Below are 16,380 nucleotides of genomic sequence, written 5' to 3'. Positions count from 1 at the left end.
CGGACATGTGGGCTGTAACCGGGCTCGACTGGAGCGATGAGTATCATCGTTTCCAGATGCTTTCACGGCCCTGTGACAGCGCTGCCTCGATGCGATCGCTATCGTGCCGGCGTGTGAAGCGAATGGGATCCAGCGTGCAGGCGACAATTCTGGTGCTGATCGATACGATCGATGAATTCCTGCCATTGCTCGAGGCGGTCGGGCTGCGTGTCGTCGTCGCCGGCAATGCGGCCGACAAGGCGCGCGCCATCCATGCGCACGGCGCCGATATTCGGGCGGTGCTGACGCGCGGCACCACCGGCTTCGATGCACAGGACATCGCGGCGCTGCCCAATCTCGGGATCATCTGTGCGCTCGGCGCCGGTTATGAGGGCATCGATCTCAACGCCGCGCGCGCGCGGGGCATCGCGGTGACCAACAGTCCCGGCGTCAACGCCGGCGCGGTTGCCGATCATGCCCTGGCGCTGCTGCTCGCGGTGGTGCGCGGCATTCCCGCTGCCGACGCGTCGGTGCGGCGCGGCGAATGGCAGCGCGCCCTGCGGCCGGGCATCAGCGGCAAGCGGCTCGGCATTCTCGGCCTTGGCGCTGTCGGCCTCGCCATCGCCGCGCGCGCCGCCGGCGGTTTTGCGATGACCGTCCACTATCACGCGCGCACGCCGCGCCCGTCGTCGCCTTATGTCTATTGTCCCGATGCCGTCGCGCTGGCGCGAGCATCGGATTTTCTGGTGGTGGCGACGCCGGGCGGCGCCGGCACGCGCCATCTCGTCAATGCGGACGTGTTGAAAGCCCTGGGTCCAAGCGGCTTTCTGGTCAACATCGCCCGCGGCAGCGTCGTCGACACCGCCGCGCTGGTCGATGCATTGCAGGCCGGCGCCATCGCCGGCGCGGCGCTCGATGTGTTCGAGAACGAACCGAATGTGCCGGACGATCTCAAGCGCTGCCCGAATCTCGTGCTCACTCCGCACATCGCCGGCCGCTCGCCTGACGCCGTCCGCGCCACCGTCCAGCATGTCGCCGACAATCTCGCGGCGTATTTCGCCGGCAGGCCGGTGCTGACGCCGGTCGGCTAGCCGGCCGCTCGCGATAACGGTTCAGGCTGCGCGCGCTTCCTCCAGGATCCATGCGGTGAAGGCCTGCACCGGAGCGTCGCTCAATCTCACCGGCTCGGGCAGCACCAGGCAGAAGGTCTTGGCGATCGAGCGGCCCTCCGGCCATGGCGCGACCAGCCGGCCAGCGGCGAGATCGGCCTCGACATAGACGCGCGGCACCAGCGCAACGCCGAGGCCGGACAGTGCGGCCTCGATCAGCATGGCATGGATATCGTAGCGCGCGCCGATTGCCGGATTGCTCAGGTGGATGCCGGCCTCGTCGGCGTAGCAAAGCCAGGCATCCGGGTTCTGGCGGCGGTGGAGGCGCGGCAGCGCATCGAGGGCGGTCGCGGCGTCGCGTCCCTCGATCAGCGCAGGATGGCAGACCGGAACCAGCACCTCGTGCAGCAGGCGATGGCTTCGCATTCCCGTCCAGGCCGGGTGCTCGAAATGAATGGCCGCGTCGAAGCCGCTTCCGGCGAGAACGAACGGCTCCATCCGCTCCGCAAGATGCACGGTGATGTTCGGATGCCTGTCGCGGAATCGCGTCAGGCGCGGGATGAGCCAGCGCGTGGCGAACGTCGGCAGGATGGCGATGTCGAGGCTGGCGCCATCGCTCGGCTGGCCCATCAGATACTGGCTGTCGCGCTCCAGCCGGTCGAGCGTCTCGCGAACCTGCGCCGCATAACGCTCCCCGCCCGGCCGCAGGCGCACGCGATTGCCGATCCGCTCGAACAGCGTGACGCCGAGAAACGCCTCCAGCCGCCCGATCTGCCGGCTGATCGCCCCCTCGGTCAGGGCCAGTTCATCGGCCGCGCGCGCGAAGCTACCATGACGGGCCGCCGCCTCGAATGCCAGGAGCGCGGAATGGCTGGGAATCCTGCGGCGCATGGGCGTCTCCATGGTGGGGATCGGCCCGCCCGCGGCCTCTCCCGGCATGACATTTGATCACTGAAGGATGATCCAATATCGATTTATGGCCGATTATCACACGGTTATCGTGATCAAACATCAACAAAAGACAAGGCCGGTGCGGCGGTTCCGGCCGGGAATGGTCCGATGATCTACGCGGTGGAATGCAGCTTTGCCGATCCCGGCAGCGAAGCGGAATGGAACGACTTCTACAGCCTCAGCAAGCTGCCGGCGCTCATTTCGGTGCGCGGCTTTCACACCTCGCAGCGCTTCAAGGCCTTGCGCGGCGGCTGTCCCGCCTATCTCGCCCTGCACACCATCGACGGCCACGACGTGCTGGCCGGCGAGGAGTACCGCTTGAAGGGTGGTGGCAATTTCGCGCGCTGGCAGCAGCACATCACCGACTGGCACCGCAATCTCTATGACGGCCTCGCCAGGGTGCCGGCCGTGGGGCGCGATGAGATCCTGGCGTTGAGTGCCGCTGGCCCACGATCGCTGGTCGGGCTGGGTCTTGCGCCGTCCGCCCTGCAGGCCATCGCGCTCGATAAGTCTCCGGCGCAGCGCTGGCTGGCCACGCTGGATCGTGTCCGGCTGCCGGCGGACGAGGTTCTGCCGGACGACATTCACATCTACGAGCCGATCACCGCGCAATTGACTGACGGCGGCGACAGCGCCCGCACACCGGCACGGTAGAATCGCAATGCCCAATGTCACGATCTTCATTCCGGCCGATGGCCTGCCGGAGGCTGCGGCGCTGTCGGAGCTGACCGGGCGGTGCAGCGACCTTTGCACCGGCGTGCTCCAGGCTGCACTGGAAAACGTGCACGTCGTCTACGTTCCTGTCCGCCATGGTCGCGGCCATCCGGTGTTCGCGGACATTCGCTATCGGCTCGCCGCGTCGCGCACGCCACAGGTCATGGAGCGGTTCATGCAGGAGCTCGATGACGCCATCCGGCATGCAACCGGCCTCACAGCACGCATCCGCTGTTTCGGCTACGCGGCGTCGTGCCTGCACGCGCGCAACTGACCTTCCATTCGGAGAGTGATGATGTCTGCCTCCCTGTTCCCCACCCGGCGGGTCGGTGATGTCACAATTACCGCCATCAGCGATGGCTATCTTGCCGTCGGCCTCGATGCGCTCTCGAACATCGATCCGGCCGATGTGCGCCGGATGCAGGACGAGGCGGGGATCACGGATCCTGCCGCCGTTCACATCAACGGCTATCTCGTGCGCACCTGCGGGCGCACTGTGCTCATCGACGCCGGCGCGGGCGGCATCAGGCAGTGGGGCGGCCATCTCGGGGCCAATCTGCGCAAGGCGGGAGTTGACCCCTCCGGGGTCGACGCCATCCTTCTGACCCACGCGCATCCCGATCATGTCGGTGGGCTGATCGCGCCGTCGGGAGAAGCCGCCTTCCCGAATGCCGAGCTGGTCGTCCACCATGACGAGATCGCATTCTGGCAGGACGATGGCCATCTCAGCCGCGCCAGCGAGCGGGCGCGCGGCAATTTCCAGGTCGCGCGTCAGGTGTTCGACGGCTATCGCGACCGGCTCCGCGTCGTCGATGCCGGCGAGGTGCTGCCCGCGATCACGGCGATGCCGCTGCCGGGGCACACCGCCGGACATACCGGCTATCGTCTCGATGCAGGCGCCGACAGCCTGCTGGTCTGGGGCGACATCGTCCACTTTCCGCAGCTTCAGGTTGCCCGTCCGCAGGTGTCGATCGCGTTCGATCAGGATGCGCAGCTTGCGGCCGCGACACGATCGCGGCTGCTGGATGTCGTGGCCACCGAGCGGCTGCTGGTCGCCGGTATGCATCTCGCGGAAGCCGGTTTCGCGCGCATCACCCGGAAAGGCGCTGGCCATGGCCTTGTCTATGACGGGTGAACGGCGCTGTTGACCGCTTGAGGTGTCCGCGCTTCAGCGGCGCCATCTTCTCACCGGATCGCGCAGGCCGGTAAAGCCGCCACCGGGCTTCTCGGTGTGCGCGCGGCTGCGCCGGGGCGAGGGCGTATGGCTGCTGCCGCATCAGCCCAGCCAGCCCTTGCAGAACAAATTCAGACATTCCGATGGAGAGCCTGCCGATGTCGACCCTCGATTCCTCCCGCGCCGTTCGCGCGCCGCTCAAGGAAGTGGCTTATCCACCACGGCGGATGTGGGCAGCGGCCTGGATTGTCACCGCCGTCTTTATTCTCTCGAACTCGGCCACGCCGCTCTATGTGCGCTGGCAGGCCGCGATCGGCTTCTCGTCGGCGACGCTGACGGTCATCTTCGCCGCCTACATCCTTGGCCTGCTGCTCACGTTGCTGATCGCCGGGCAATTGTCGGATCGGTTCGGGCGGCGGCCTGTGCTGCTGCCGGGTGTCGCGGCAGCGATCGTTGCGTGCCTGCTTTTCGCTGGTGCTCATTCGGTGGCGATGCTGATCACGGCGCGTTTCCTGTCGGGCGTCGCGGTGGGGGTCGTGGTGTCGGCGGGCATGGCGGCCGTGGTCGATCTCGGTGGCCCGGAACGAAAGCGGCAGGCCTCCCTGATCGCGTCCGTCTCGATGGTGCTCGGCGCCGGCCTCGGACCGCTGCTGGCCGGAGGGATCGCCCTGTCGCTCGCGGACCCGGTGCTTCCGATCTTCGCCGTGGAGCTCGTCGTCCTGCTGACCGCACTCGCCGTGGTGCTGATCCTGCCGCTGAAGCATCGCGGCACGCATGCCGATCACGACTGGCGGCTGCATCTGCCGCGTGTGCCGCGCGCCAACCATCGGCATCTTCTGTTCGGCATCGCGGTGTTCGGTCCGGGCATCACGGCGACGTCCTTCGTGCTGGCGCTCGGCCCGTCGCTGCTGTCCCACCTTCTCGGCGTGACCAGCCCGCTGATCGCCGGCGGCATGGCCTGCGCCATGTTCCTGACCGCGACCGGCGTTCAGTTCGCTGCGCGCCGGTTCTCCGTGCGCATCATCTTCCTGTGCGGGGCCGCGGCGACGCTTCTGTCCATGATGGGCATCGCGCTCGCGGTGATGTCATCCAGTGCCGCCGTGCTGATCGTGGCGGCGCTGCTCGCCGGCAGCGGCCAGGGTCTCGGGCAGCTTGGCGGCTTGACCCTGATCGGTCTTCATGTGCCGGGCAACCATCGCGCGGAGGCCAATGCGGTCCTCAATATCGGCGGTTATATCCCCGCCGGGCTGATGCCTGTCGTCACCGGGATGATCATCGACAGGGCCGGGCTCTCCCTCGGCGCGACGCTGTTCGCGATGGCGCTCGCCAGTATCGCCGTGCTGGGAGGAGCCGTGGTTTTTCGCAGGCTCGCGAACGATTGATGCCCCGCTGCGCCCGGCAGCGGAGGCAGACCAGCCGCAGGGCGACGCAGGCGAGAGGCGCGTACGTCGCCGGAGAGAGGCTTTCATGTACCGATGGCACAGATGGCCGCCAGTGCGGACATTCGCGAGGCTCAGGGAGCGAGCCTGTCGCCGGGGAGCCCTGCGTGCCGCAATGCATCGCACATCTTTCCGCGATACGACGGCGCGAAGCACCACATCTTGTAGTAGGCGTCCGCTTCGCGGACCGTAAAGCCGGGCCTCATGCGAAGCAGGGTTGCCACGTGGGCTTGCGCTTCGCTTGTCCGGTCGAGGAACGGCAGCGTATAGGCCATGTGAAGATGGCTGATCCAGAGCTGCTCGACGTAGGACTGGCGAAAGGCCGTGAAGGCCTCGGCATAGTTGCCATATGCAAACGCGCGCTTGGCGGAGGCCCACCACCACCAGCGGGGCGTGCTGGGAGCGGTCAGCGCGATGCCCTTTTCGGCAAGAGCGACACCTTCATCCCAGAAGCCCGCATAGGCCATGAGGTTGCCGAGCGGCCCGAGATTCTGAGGATCATTGGGATTGAGCTCGATGGCACGCATCGTTTCGATCCGAAGCAGATCAGGTTGGCAGGCCATCCACGCCGCCCGCGCAACCAGGCCGCGGACGAACGCGTCGTTCGGGGCAATCTCGACGGCGCGATTTGCGGCATCCACCGCCAGGTCGGCGAGATAAAGACGATCTTCGATGCTGCCGATCTCTCCCGTCGGGGAGGGAAAACCCCAGGTCCTTTGATTGTTGAAGACGAGAACAAGCGCCGCCCATGCGGCCGCATTGCGGGGCTCTTCGCGTGTCAGGCGTTCCAGGCACTCGCGCGCCTTGGCGACAGGTTCAAGAACGGTTGCGTCCGTCGGGATTCCGATCACGCCCTGGACGATGCACTCATATGGCGTCAGCTCCGCGCTCGGCTTGTTCTGGATGTGCTTGTACTCGGCGGCACCGATGGCGCCCCAATAGCTGCCGATCATGGCGCTTGCCTGCCCGGATATCCGATCCTGGACGGTTGGCAGATTTTCGGGGGTTACCTCGACCCTGAAGGTCTTGGTCCAGAGCTGGGTACCCGTTCGGGCATCGGTCAGGTGCACGTCCACGCGCGTCAAGTCGCCGTCCAACCGCAACTCACCCTCGACGAAGTAATCGACGCCGAGGGCGCGGCCGAAGTCGGCGGTGCCTTCAAAGCGGTCCTTGTAGGATTGCACGACGCTTGTCGCCAGAACGCGTAATTCACCGAAGCGGCCGAGCGCCAACACGATCTGCCGGGTCAGGCCATCAGCGAACCGCTGGAGAGCGCCGGAATCCGTCTCAAAGGGCCAGACGGCGACCGTTGGTCCTGTCGAGGAGGTTGGTTTGGTCCTGATAGGTGGCTCAGGCAGGACGATCATATAGCCGCGGCGCGCAATGGTGCGCACAATATCGCGTCCGGACTCGCCGAGCAGGCGGCGGATGTCGGAGATGCACTGGGTAAGCGAATCTTCCGTGACGCTTAAGCCCGGCCAGTTAGCGGCCAGCAGCTCATCTTTGGAAACGACCCGCCCTGCATTCTTCACCAGATGACGGAGGACACCGAACGACCGGTTTCGCAGATCGACATGGGCGCCGGCCCCGTCGCGCAACTCCTGCTGCCGCAGATCGAGGGTCAGGTCGCCGATCCGGACGAGATCCGGTGAGCTCAGGCCGCCCGATCCGACGTCTTGAGAACGAATATTCACCTTTTACTCCGGTATCGGACGAACCATCTGGCGTCGCTTGAAGATTGCACCCGGCGGATTGCGCTTGCAAGGCGATAGCGTCGGCCGGCATCGCCCGGATTTCAGAACAATTTCGGACTGATTCAGCGCGGTTTCAGGACGGGCAGTCCCCAGCTGCCTATCAATCCGCGTACGTGATTGCGGCCATGTAGGCCCGCACAGGCCCTTCAAGTGAAGCGAGCACAGATCGCAGATCCGAGGAGTGAGGGATGGTTGGTTGGGTTGTTCTGATCACCGGCGGGCTGACGGGAATCGGGCGCGCTGCGGCCATGGCGTTTGCGAGCGCGGGGGCGATCGTGGTCGTCGCCGGACGGCGAAGAGAAGCCGGAGCAGAACTCGTCAAGGCGCTTCGTGCTTTCAGTCCGGAAGCCGACTTCATCAGTGCCGATGTCCGCAAGGAAGACGATCTCCGCGCGCTGATCGACGGCATCGTTGCGCGCTTCGGCCGTCTCGACGTCGCGGTCAACAACGCGGGCACAGAGGGGGCCTCGGGGCCACTGACCGAGCAGACGCCGGAAACGTACGCCGCGACCTTCGACACCAACGTCCTCGGCGTGCTTCTGTGCATGAAGCATGAATTGCGCGTGATGCAGTCGCAGGGCTTTGGCAGCATCGTCAACATCTCGTCGACCATGGGCAGCCGCGGTGCTGCGAACGCGTCGCTTTATGTCGCCAGCAAACATGCGGTCGAGGGCCTTACCAAGGCCGGCGCGCTGGAGGCCGCTGCTTTTGGCGTCCGCGTCAACGCCGTCGCCCCGGGTCCCGTCGAGACCGCCATGCTCGACCGCTTCACCGGCTCGCCTGACCGCAAGTCCGGACTGCTCGCTTCAATTCCGCTTCGCCGGGCGGGCAGGCCCGAAGAGCTGGCGGACGCGATTGTGTTCCTGGCCTCGGACAAGGCCTCGTTCATCACGGGCCATATCGTCAGCGTCAATGGCGGCAGGACGGCCAGTTAAAGCCTCATCGGAACCGGGAGCTTCAAGATGACCACTCATAACCACCACACCGCGCCAACCCAATTCGTCGAAGCGAACGGCATCCGCTTCGCGTATCGACGTTTTGGCAGGACGGGCGGCGTGCCGATCGTGATGAACATCCATTTCCGCGGCACCATGGACCATTGGGATCCGCTGATAACCGACGGGTTGGCCGAGCGCCGCGAGGTGATCCTGTTCGACAACGCGGGTGTCGGCGCGAGCTCGGGCGAGGTGCCCGCGACTTTCCCCGATATGGCGGCGGATGCGATCGCCTTCATCAAGGCGCTCGGGATCGGCAAGGCCGACGTGCTCGGATACTCGATCGGCGGCAAGATCGCCCAGGAGATCGCGGTGCAGGCGCCGGACCTGGTGCGCAAGCTGGTGCTGGTGGGCACCGGCCCGCGCGGCGCCGACACCGCGGCGAGCAAATCGGCGGAGATATTTTCCGCGACCTATGATCCGCCCGAACATCTCTGGATCGCCGCGCATTTCTCGCCGTCTGCTGCCGGCCGGGCGGCTGGTCTGGCGTATCTCGAACGCAAGCACCGCCGCCGGGACCGCAGCCCGGAGGTCAGCGAGACATCTGCCGCGGCCCAGTATCAGGCGATCATCAAGTCGAACGAAAAGGTCGATGGCGTTCTCGATTATCTGAGCGGAATTCATCATCCGGCGCTGGTTGTGCATGGCCACAACGACCTGATCATTCCCACGATCAACGGATTCACCCTGCAACAGCATCTGCCGAACGCGCAGCTCATCATCTATCCAGATTCCAGCCACGCTCCGTTCTACCAGTATCCGGAACTCTTCCTGGCTCACGCTTCTCTGTTCCTCGACGCGTGAATGTGCTCGGCACGGTCCTCAGCATGAAACACGAGTTGCGGGCCATGCAGGCGCAAGGTCGCGGCAGCATCATCAATGTCTCCTCGACATTTGGTCACGAGGGTGGGGCCGGTGCATCGATCTATGCTGCGAGCAAACATGCGGTCGAAGGCCTGACGAAGTCGGTTGTGCTGGAGTTCGGCGCCTCCGGCATTCGCGTCAACGCGGTGGCGCCCGGACCCATCCAGACCGCGATGCTCGATCGCTTCACCGGAGGCGAAGATGTCAAGGCCTATCTGGCCACGCTCAACGCCCAGAAGCGGATCGGCCAGCCTGACGAGATCGCCCGCGCCGTTCTGTATCTGGCTTCCGACGATGCGAGCTTCGTGACCGGCCATATCCTGAATGTCGACGGCGGCAAATCCGCAGGCTGAGGCAGACGGAGGGACGAAGTCCGACTGGCCCATCAAGCGCAGTCTCGTCGTCCCGCGAGAGGCCCGCGACCTGAATCGGCGAAGCGTCTTCTGTAGTCGCGCGGCCGCGCGCGAGCCGGAAAATCGATACTCACGGAGGCCAATATAATGAAGAGCGTCAAGTTGCCCGGCGTCGGGCATCCGATCACGATCGACAGCAATCCCAACAGGGTCGTCGTGTCGGTGTCAGGAAAGGTCGTCGCGAATTCGACGCGGACGCTCATTCTGCGCGAGGCGACGTACCCGCCGGTGCTCTACATTCCGAGGGCCGATGTCGATATGACCGCGTTCGAACGCAGCGCGGACACCACCTACTGTCCCTACAAGGGGGACTGCAACTACTTCAGCGTTCCTGCGGGCGGCGAGCGTTCCAGGAATGCCGCCTGGACGTACGAGGCTCCTTTCGAGGCCGTCGCCGTCATCAGGGACCATCTCGCGTTCTATCCCGATCGCGTGGACGCGATTGTCGAGACGCCGGTGCAGGATGCGGTGCCGTCGTAGTCTTGCCCGCGGAGTTGCGGCGCGCGTCGATCAGGGAATCGGAAGGAAGGGATGATGGCTGGCAGTGCAATGGCGCTGGTGCGAACGCCGGAACAGCATCCGGCGCACGCGGAACTGCTCGCGGGACTTCTGTCGGTGCCGAAGACCTTGCCCAGCAAGTACCTCTACGACGAGGAGGGATCACGGCTCTTCGAGTTGATCTGCGATCAACCGGAATACTACGTCGCGCGAACGGAGATCTCGCTGCTGGCATCCATCGCCGCGGAGGTGGCTCACGCTCTCAGGGACCGGTCCGTGCTGGTTGAGTTCGGAAGCGGCGCGAGCGTCAAGACACGTCTTCTCCTGGATGCGCTGCCGCTGTTGTCCGCATACGTGCCGATCGATATCAGCCAGAGCGCGCTATCGGCTGCCGCGCTGGCGATCCGTGGCGACTATCCCCGGCTGAACGTGATGCCGGTCCTCGGCGATTTCACCCGCCATCTCACGTTGCCGACCACGATCGACGGCCGGTCGATCGCCGGATTCTTTCCCGGGTCCACGATCGGCAATTTCTCGCCGTCCGCCGCGGTCGATTTCCTGGCGCGTGTCCGCCGGTTGTTTGGACAAGGCTCGAAACTTGTCGTCGGCGCGGATCTCGCCAAGACGCCGCGCGTGCTGGTTCCGGCGTACAACGATGCGGAAGGGGTAACGGCGGCGTTCAACAAGAACCTGCTGACAAGGCTGAACCGCGAATTCGGAGCGAACTTCGATCTCGGATCGTTCGATCATGTCGCGTCCTGGAACGCGGCAGAGAGCCGCATCGAAATGCATCTCGTCAGCCTCGTCCGCCAGAGAGTGACGTTGCTGCACCGCTGGCTCGACTTCGCGGCCGGCGAAACCATCCACACGGAGAATTCCTACAAGTACTCTCCAGTCGCCTTCGCGCGCATGGCTGCGCAGGCTGGCTGGTCCGTCGAAAGGCGCTGGATCAGCGACAACCCGGAGTTTGCGATCTTCGCGCTGTCTGCGGATTAGTGCGGCGTCGCCGGAGCCACGGCCCGTGACGCAGGCCCGTCAGCTGCTGGCAAATTTGAGATCGCCGATCCTCGATACGATCGTCTTCAGAAGAGGCGACGTGTTGGCCTCGTTGTAGCCCAGTGACAGATCGATCGTCGGCGCATGGCCGGCGAGCGGGCGATAGACCATCGTCGCCGGCAGCAGGTTTCGCGCATAGAGCGGCATCAGGGCGATGCCACCCGTGGACGCCACCAATGAAACCGCCATCGACAGGTTGTCGACCAGATGATCCGGTGTGAGATCGATGCCGATCTTCTTGCCATATGCGTCGGTGACGTTGCGGAGCGCGGGCGACTTGTCGTGAGGGACGCCCACGAGTTGCTCCGTCGCGATATCGTGCGCCGTGATTGCGGCCCGCTTCGCGAGGCGATGCTCCCGGGGCATCAGAACAATCAGAGGTTCGTCGATCAGTCTTGTGAACACGACGCCGGGCGCGTTTCGCTCGTGGCGAAGAAAGGCCAGGTCAATCTTTCCGCGCGTCAGTCCATCCGCGAGGTCCGGGGACGAGGAACTGAGGATGACGACCTCGGTGTTCGGCAATTCGTCGCGCAGAATCCGCATGACGGCCGCCAGCCAGTCGAATTCATAGCCGGTCAGAAAGCCGATCACGAAGGATCGCTTTGCGGACGCCGAAGCGCGGCGCGTCGCCTCCGTCGCGGCCTCGACCTGAAGCAAGACCGCCCTGGCATGGTCCAGCAACACCCGGCCGGCCGTCGTCAGTTCGACGCCCTTGGCGCCGCGGATCATCAATTCGCATCCCAGTTCGGTCTCCAGGTCGCGCATCTGCCGACTGAGCGAGGGCTGGGCGGTATGGAGCCGCTTTTCGGCAGCGACCGTCATGCTGCCTTCCTCGGCGACGGCGACGAAATAGCGAAGATGGCGGAGGTCCATGGCATGCCTTTGAGGTATGGGCCGAGAGAAACAAAGTCTTTTTCCGTCGCGATGGCAAGGCCTATCTCTGCAAGCACCGAAGCCAATGGCGCGGCATCAGCGGCCAGGCGCCTCGGGTCCGCGAAACCAGACTGTGCAGGTATGCCTCCGAGAGGGTCCTGCCGAAGGAGAAGACCATGTCCATCCAAGCCACCGCTCCCGTCGTCCTGATCACCGGCGCACTGACCGGCATCGCCCGGGCAACGGCCTTCGCGTTCGCCCGGCGGGGCGCGAAGATCGTCGTCTCGGGTCGTCACGACGACGCCGGCGCGGCGCTTGCGAACGAACTGCGCGCCGTCGGAACCGAGGCCGAGTTCGTCCGCGCCGATGTTCGTCACGAGGATGACGTGAGCGCGCTGGTCGATCGGACCATCGCACGCTTCGGTCGCCTCGACATCGCGGTCAACGCCGCCGGCACCGAGGGCCGGCCGGGTCCAGCCACCAGCCAGACGGCCGAGAGTTACGCGGCGACCTTCGATACCAACGTCCTCGGCACGATCCTCAGCGTGAAGCACGAGCTGCGCGTCATGAAGGCGCAGGGCGCCGGCAGCATCGTGAACGTTTCGTCGACCTACGGCCACGAGGGCGCCGCCAATGCCTCGATCTACGCCGCAAGCAAGCATGCCGTCGAGGGCCTGACGAAGTCCGTCGCTCTCGAGGTCGCCGGCGCCGGCATCCGCGTGAACGCGGTCGCGCCCGGCCCGACGCAGACCGGCATGCTCGATCGCTTCACCGGCAACGAACAGAACAAGGCGGCTCTGGCCGCGGGCGTGCCGCTCGGGCGTATCGGCACCGTCGAGGAGCTGGCGCGGGCCATCGTCTTCGTCGGTTCGGACGACGCCTCGTTCGTCACCGGACATGTCCTGACCGTCGACGGCGGCAAGACGGCCGGCTGAGACCGACCGAACGAATGCACCATCAGATCAAATCGAAGGATATGACAATGACCAGTCTCGCCAACAAGACGGCCCTCGTGACCGGCGCATCGCGCGGAATGGGGCGCGCGACGGCCCGCGTGCTCGCCAACGCCGGCGCACATGTGATCGTGCACTACGGCAACGCCCGGGCGGAGGCCGAGAGCCTGCTCAAGGACATCCGCGCCGGCGGCGGCCGGGCCGATGCGGTCCAGGCCGACCTCGGTTCGCTCGATGCGGTCGCCGACCTCGTGCAGAAGACGAAGGCGATCGTCGGCGGCAGGCTTGACGTGCTCGTGGCCAACGCCGGCATCAGCGGCGCGGCCGCCATCGCGGACCAGAAGCCGGCGGATTTCGATCGGCTGTACGCGGTGAATGTCCGCGCGCCGTACTTCCTCGTGCAAGGGCTTCTGCCGTTGTTCGGCGAAGGCAGCAGCATCGTGCTTCTTTCGTCTCTCGCGGTGCAGGCGGCGGTCGGCGAACTGTCCGCCTATGCCGCATCCAAGGGCGCCGTCGATACGCTCGTGAAGCACTTCGCCGCCGCACTCGGTCCGAAAGGCATCCGTGTCAACGCGGTCGCGCCCGGCGTCATCGAGACCGATATGTCGAGCTTCGCGAAGACCGAACAGGGGCGGGCGTTCATCCTCGGCATGCAGGCGCTCAAGCGGATCGGTCAGCCCGAGGACGTCGCTCCGGTCGCCGCGTTCCTGGCTTCCGACGATGCCCGCTGGATCACCGGCACCACGATCGCCGTCGACGGCGGATCGAAGCTCTAGACCTCTGCTGAAGGGAACGTCGCCATGAAGACCGAGAACCTGAAGCTTTATCAATCCAACGCATCGCCGAACTCCCGCCGCGTGCGGATCTATCTGGCGGAGCGGGGCATCTGTGTCGCGCAGGTGCCGGTGGATCTCGGCGCCAGGGAACAGTTCTCCAGCGCGTTTGCGGCGATCAATCCGCGGCGCGTGGTGCCGGCGCTGCTTCTCGGCGACGGCACCACAATTGGCGAGGTGCCGGCGATCTGGCGCTACTTCGAGGAGGCCTATCCGGAGCGCCCGTTGATGGGCGCGACCCCGAAGGAGAAGGCGCTCGCCTCGATGTGGGAACGGCGTATGGAGTTGGAAGGCTTCGCCGCCGTCATGGAGACGGTGCGCAACAGGGCGCCGCATCTCAAGGGGCGCGCCATCGCGGGCCCGCACGACTACGAGCAGATTCCCGCGATCGTCGATCGCGGAATGAAGCGGATCCGGGATTTCTATGACGATCTCGAAGCGCGCCTGGCGGCTTCCCCGTTCGTGGCCGGCGAACACTACACGGTCGCGGACATCACCGGCCTCGTCACGATCGATTTCGCATCCAGCGCTCTCAGCTTTGCCGCGCCTGACGGGCCGTCGACGATGCGCTGGTATCGCGCACTCCATGAACGCGCCAGTACCGCCGCCTGAACCTGTGGTGGCGACGGCGCGGGCTGCGCCAGCCATCCCGTCCGGGCTTGTCACCCGCGGATGGTCCGAGACGAGAACGCTGGAGACTTGAAGATGACCCATGCCATGGACCCGATGGATGCCGAAGTCCGTTCTGCGGCGAGGCCCGATCGCGAGGTGTTCTACGCGCTCGCCCTCGGGACCTTCGCCGTCGGGACCGAGGGTTTCATGATCGCTGCGGTGTTGCCGACGATCGCCCGCGATCTCGCGGTCAGCATCGAGGCGACGGGTCTTCTCGTGACGGTCTTTTCCGTCGTCTACGCGCTGAGCTCGCCCGTGCTGACAGTGCTGACGGGTTCGATATCGCGACGAAGCCTGCTGCTGATTTCACTGACGGGGTTCGTCGTGGCCAACCTGGTGGCGGCGCTGGCGCCCGGATACTGGTTTCTTGTCGGGGCACGCATCCTGTTGGCGTTGACCGCTGGTCTCTACGTGCCGAACGCCAACGCTCTCGCGGGGACACTCGCGCCCCAGGACTACCGCGGGCGTGCCCTGGCCATCGTCAACAGCGGGATCACCGTCGCGGTCGCGGTCGGCGTCCCTCTCGGCGGCCTCGTCGGCGCGCATCTCGGATGGCGCATGACGTTCGTCGGTGTTGCCGGCCTGTCGGTCGTGGCTCTCGCCGTGCTGGCTTTATGCTTGCCGAAGGTCGCGTCGTTGCCGCAAGCGAGCGCGCCCGGACTGAAGGAACGCATCGCCGTCGTGCGTGGTGCGAAGATACGTCCCACGCTTCTGACGACCATGTTTTGGGCGATGGCCGCCTACACGGTCTATACCTATATCGCGCCATTCATGGCGGCCGGAGCTGGACTCGACGCCAATCACACCGCCTGGATGCTTGGTCTGCTCGGCTGCGCGGCGATCGCCGGCGTGACGTTGGGTGGTCATGCCAACGATCGTTATGGCGCGAGACGAGTCCACGCCTGGGTGCTTCCGGCGTCAGGTCTGGTGTTCGCGGGTCTCACACTGGCTGCGTTGTGGCTCGCTCCCCACACGCTTCTCCTGTTCGTGCCGCTCGTCGTGGCCTGGGGTGTCTGCGGCTGGAGTTTCTATCCGCCGCAGCAAGCGCGGCTTGTCGCGCTCGCGGGAGCCCAGCATACGTCGGTGGTGCTGTCGTTGAACGCTTCGTTCATGTATCTCGGCTTCGCCTTGGGAGCGGCGTTGGGGTCGGTCGTGATCGCGCTGACCTCGGTGGTCTGGATCGGCGCCGCGGCAGCCGTGTGCACGCTGTGCGCCGTTCTGATGTCGAGATACGCGTGGTCGACGACGCCTTGAGGCGATTTTTCGCCTTTCTGTCGCGATCGCCGCGCCGCTTCATGGGCCTGAAATTGCGCCACCGGGGCAATCGCGATTGGCCCCGAAGGCTTCGCCGGGATCGCACGGTCCATGCGTCTGGCTCCAAAGATTATCCGACCACCCGGCTCTGCAGCCTACGAGCCTCTCAACCGTCGCTCAAACCGAACACGGAAGGACTTGACCATGTCCAGAACCACGCCGGAAGACAACAAGAGACTTGTGCTCGAAGCCTTCGACACGCTCTTCAACAAGCGCGACTATGCAGCTGCCGAACGCTACTGGTCGGATCGCTACATTCAGCATAGCGCCCATATCGCGCCCGGACGCGAGGGGCTGTTCGACCTGATCCGCGCGCTGCCGGCGACGCTGCGTTACGAGAACCAGCTTATTGTCGCCGAGGGCGACTACGTGATCGCGCACGGCCGGTTCTCGGGCAACGCCCGACCCGCCGCCCGGATCGCGGCTGACGTCGTCCGAATGGAAGACGGCAAGCTCGCCGAGCACTGGGATGTGCTTCAGGACGAAGCAACCAGGGCCGAATCCGTCAGCGGATTGCCGATGTTCGGCGACCGCTTCCCGGACTGAATCCGTTTCTCCACCATCTTTTTGACCGGAGAAGAGCCGCGCATGGACACGGCGGCGATGGGCAGGAGGCGCAGGCCGATCTCCCGTCGCCTGCGGACATGGCAGAGAGCGTCGCATGGCGCCGCGGCGCGGCGATGCCGAACAGGATACCGCGTTCGGCGACGGTATCTCGATGCCCCGAGCGCCGTGCGTCGCGGCCGCCTTGCGCCGCCGATGATCGCGCGCACTGCGCCGCCCGCAGAC

At 65.5% G+C, this 16,380-nt stretch carries 18 protein-coding genes; 15 read left to right on the top strand and 3 right to left on the bottom strand.

From position 1 onward, the window contains the following. The first annotated feature begins 122 nt into the window (after positions 1–122). On the top strand, positions 123–1,070 hold the full coding sequence (locus JQ639_RS24735) for a 2-hydroxyacid dehydrogenase (RefSeq protein WP_211968914.1): 948 nt from the start codon (positions 123–125) through the stop codon (positions 1,068–1,070). 21 nt (positions 1,071–1,091) lie between these two features. On the opposite strand, the gene JQ639_RS24730 is transcribed toward JQ639_RS24735, so the two are convergent. Then, positions 1,092–1,979 carry a LysR substrate-binding domain-containing protein gene (locus tag JQ639_RS24730; RefSeq protein WP_211968915.1) on the bottom strand — a complete coding sequence of 296 codons (888 nt, stop codon included), beginning with the start codon at positions 1,977–1,979 and terminating at the stop codon, positions 1,092–1,094. A 168-nt stretch (positions 1,980–2,147) separates the two neighbouring features. Between JQ639_RS24730 and JQ639_RS24725 the strand changes: the two genes are divergently transcribed. The 4 genes from JQ639_RS24725 (at position 2,148) to JQ639_RS24710 (ending at position 5,309) form a co-directional block, all read left to right on the top strand. Further along, positions 2,148–2,693: a sugar ABC transporter gene (locus JQ639_RS24725; RefSeq protein WP_211968916.1), complete on the top strand. Its 546-nt coding sequence runs from the start codon at positions 2,148–2,150 to the stop codon at positions 2,691–2,693. A gap of 7 nt (positions 2,694–2,700) precedes the next feature. Continuing rightward, positions 2,701–3,027, top strand: coding sequence for a hypothetical protein (locus JQ639_RS24720; RefSeq protein WP_211968917.1), 327 nt, complete (start codon positions 2,701–2,703; stop codon positions 3,025–3,027). Positions 3,028–3,048: 21 nt separating this feature from the next. Beyond that, entirely contained in the window at positions 3,049–3,888 is an 840-nt protein-coding gene (locus tag JQ639_RS24715) for an MBL fold metallo-hydrolase (protein ID WP_211968918.1), read from the top strand. Positions 3,889–4,085: 197 nt separating this feature from the next. After that, positions 4,086–5,309: an MFS transporter gene (locus JQ639_RS24710; protein WP_249123447.1), complete on the top strand. Its 1,224-nt coding sequence runs from the start codon at positions 4,086–4,088 to the stop codon at positions 5,307–5,309. Between the two features lie 131 nt (positions 5,310–5,440). Here the strand turns inward: JQ639_RS24710 and JQ639_RS24705 are convergent, their stop codons facing one another. Then, complete coding sequence (locus tag JQ639_RS24705) at positions 5,441–7,060, bottom strand: winged helix-turn-helix domain-containing tetratricopeptide repeat protein (protein WP_211968919.1); 1,620 nt, start codon at positions 7,058–7,060, stop codon at positions 5,441–5,443. A 248-nt stretch (positions 7,061–7,308) separates the two neighbouring features. Between JQ639_RS24705 and JQ639_RS24700 the strand changes: the two genes are divergently transcribed. From JQ639_RS24700 to egtD, 5 genes are all read left to right on the top strand, one after another. Further along, the gene (locus JQ639_RS24700) at positions 7,309–8,055 is read left to right on the top strand and encodes an SDR family NAD(P)-dependent oxidoreductase (protein WP_211968920.1); all 747 of its coding nucleotides are present in this window, start codon (positions 7,309–7,311) and stop codon (positions 8,053–8,055) included. Positions 8,056–8,082: 27 nt separating this feature from the next. Further along, positions 8,083–8,919 carry an alpha/beta fold hydrolase gene (locus JQ639_RS24695; RefSeq protein WP_211968921.1) on the top strand — a complete coding sequence of 279 codons (837 nt, stop codon included), beginning with the start codon at positions 8,083–8,085 and terminating at the stop codon, positions 8,917–8,919. A gap of 2 nt (positions 8,920–8,921) precedes the next feature. Next, the gene (locus JQ639_RS24690; RefSeq protein ID WP_349644581.1) at positions 8,922–9,332 is read left to right on the top strand and encodes an SDR family NAD(P)-dependent oxidoreductase; all 411 of its coding nucleotides are present in this window, start codon (positions 8,922–8,924) and stop codon (positions 9,330–9,332) included. Between the two features lie 147 nt (positions 9,333–9,479). Continuing rightward, positions 9,480–9,872 carry a DUF427 domain-containing protein gene (locus tag JQ639_RS24685; RefSeq protein ID WP_211968922.1) on the top strand — a complete coding sequence of 131 codons (393 nt, stop codon included), beginning with the start codon at positions 9,480–9,482 and terminating at the stop codon, positions 9,870–9,872. A gap of 54 nt (positions 9,873–9,926) precedes the next feature. Then, a complete protein-coding gene (egtD, locus tag JQ639_RS24680; protein ID WP_211968923.1) occupies positions 9,927–10,886 on the top strand; it encodes an L-histidine N(alpha)-methyltransferase in 960 nt (319 codons plus the stop codon). A 39-nt stretch (positions 10,887–10,925) separates the two neighbouring features. Here the strand turns inward: egtD and JQ639_RS24675 are convergent, their stop codons facing one another. Next, positions 10,926–11,819 carry a LysR family transcriptional regulator gene (locus JQ639_RS24675; RefSeq protein WP_211968924.1) on the bottom strand — a complete coding sequence of 298 codons (894 nt, stop codon included), beginning with the start codon at positions 11,817–11,819 and terminating at the stop codon, positions 10,926–10,928. A gap of 176 nt (positions 11,820–11,995) precedes the next feature. On the opposite strand from JQ639_RS24675, the gene JQ639_RS24670 reads away from it, so the two are divergent. From JQ639_RS24670 to JQ639_RS24650, 5 genes are all read left to right on the top strand, one after another. Next, positions 11,996–12,754 carry an SDR family NAD(P)-dependent oxidoreductase gene (locus tag JQ639_RS24670; RefSeq protein WP_211968925.1) on the top strand — a complete coding sequence of 253 codons (759 nt, stop codon included), beginning with the start codon at positions 11,996–11,998 and terminating at the stop codon, positions 12,752–12,754. Positions 12,755–12,801: 47 nt separating this feature from the next. Continuing rightward, positions 12,802–13,548: an SDR family NAD(P)-dependent oxidoreductase gene (locus tag JQ639_RS24665; RefSeq protein WP_211968926.1), complete on the top strand. Its 747-nt coding sequence runs from the start codon at positions 12,802–12,804 to the stop codon at positions 13,546–13,548. Positions 13,549–13,572: 24 nt separating this feature from the next. Next, positions 13,573–14,217: a glutathione S-transferase family protein gene (locus tag JQ639_RS24660; RefSeq protein WP_211968927.1), complete on the top strand. Its 645-nt coding sequence runs from the start codon at positions 13,573–13,575 to the stop codon at positions 14,215–14,217. Between the two features lie 93 nt (positions 14,218–14,310). Continuing rightward, positions 14,311–15,531: an MFS transporter gene (locus JQ639_RS24655; protein ID WP_211968928.1), complete on the top strand. Its 1,221-nt coding sequence runs from the start codon at positions 14,311–14,313 to the stop codon at positions 15,529–15,531. A gap of 204 nt (positions 15,532–15,735) precedes the next feature. Further along, positions 15,736–16,137, top strand: a complete 402-nt coding sequence (locus tag JQ639_RS24650) for a nuclear transport factor 2 family protein (protein WP_211968929.1) — start codon at positions 15,736–15,738, stop codon at positions 16,135–16,137. The last annotated feature ends 243 nt before the right edge of the window (positions 16,138–16,380 follow it).

The organism is Bradyrhizobium sp. U87765 SZCCT0048 (genome assembly GCF_018131225.1).
GTDB lineage: Bacteria > Pseudomonadota > Alphaproteobacteria > Rhizobiales > Xanthobacteraceae > Bradyrhizobium_A.
Note: the sequence above shows the minus strand (reverse complement) of the source record. Positions and strands in the feature narration are given on the sequence as shown.

Coding starts and splice junctions, on each gene's coding strand:
- JQ639_RS24695 (WP_211968921.1), top strand. CDS start 8,083: ATGACCACTCATAACCACCACACCGCGCCAACCCAATTCGTCGAAGCG.
- JQ639_RS24720 (WP_211968917.1), top strand. CDS start 2,701: ATGCCCAATGTCACGATCTTCATTCCGGCCGATGGCCTGCCGGAGGCT.
- JQ639_RS24700 (WP_211968920.1), top strand. CDS start 7,309: ATGGTTGGTTGGGTTGTTCTGATCACCGGCGGGCTGACGGGAATCGGG.
- JQ639_RS24670 (WP_211968925.1), top strand. CDS start 11,996: ATGTCCATCCAAGCCACCGCTCCCGTCGTCCTGATCACCGGCGCACTG.
- JQ639_RS24735 (WP_211968914.1), top strand. CDS start 123: ATGGGATCCAGCGTGCAGGCGACAATTCTGGTGCTGATCGATACGATC.
- JQ639_RS24685 (WP_211968922.1), top strand. CDS start 9,480: ATGAAGAGCGTCAAGTTGCCCGGCGTCGGGCATCCGATCACGATCGAC.
- JQ639_RS24655 (WP_211968928.1), top strand. CDS start 14,311: ATGACCCATGCCATGGACCCGATGGATGCCGAAGTCCGTTCTGCGGCG.
- JQ639_RS24660 (WP_211968927.1), top strand. CDS start 13,573: ATGAAGACCGAGAACCTGAAGCTTTATCAATCCAACGCATCGCCGAAC.
- JQ639_RS24675 (WP_211968924.1), bottom strand. CDS start 11,819: ATGGACCTCCGCCATCTTCGCTATTTCGTCGCCGTCGCCGAGGAAGGC.
- JQ639_RS24725 (WP_211968916.1), top strand. CDS start 2,148: ATGATCTACGCGGTGGAATGCAGCTTTGCCGATCCCGGCAGCGAAGCG.
- JQ639_RS24650 (WP_211968929.1), top strand. CDS start 15,736: ATGTCCAGAACCACGCCGGAAGACAACAAGAGACTTGTGCTCGAAGCC.
- egtD (WP_211968923.1), top strand. CDS start 9,927: ATGGCTGGCAGTGCAATGGCGCTGGTGCGAACGCCGGAACAGCATCCG.
- JQ639_RS24730 (WP_211968915.1), bottom strand. CDS start 1,979: ATGCGCCGCAGGATTCCCAGCCATTCCGCGCTCCTGGCATTCGAGGCG.
- JQ639_RS24665 (WP_211968926.1), top strand. CDS start 12,802: ATGACCAGTCTCGCCAACAAGACGGCCCTCGTGACCGGCGCATCGCGC.
- JQ639_RS24710 (WP_249123447.1), top strand. CDS start 4,086: ATGTCGACCCTCGATTCCTCCCGCGCCGTTCGCGCGCCGCTCAAGGAA.
- JQ639_RS24715 (WP_211968918.1), top strand. CDS start 3,049: ATGTCTGCCTCCCTGTTCCCCACCCGGCGGGTCGGTGATGTCACAATT.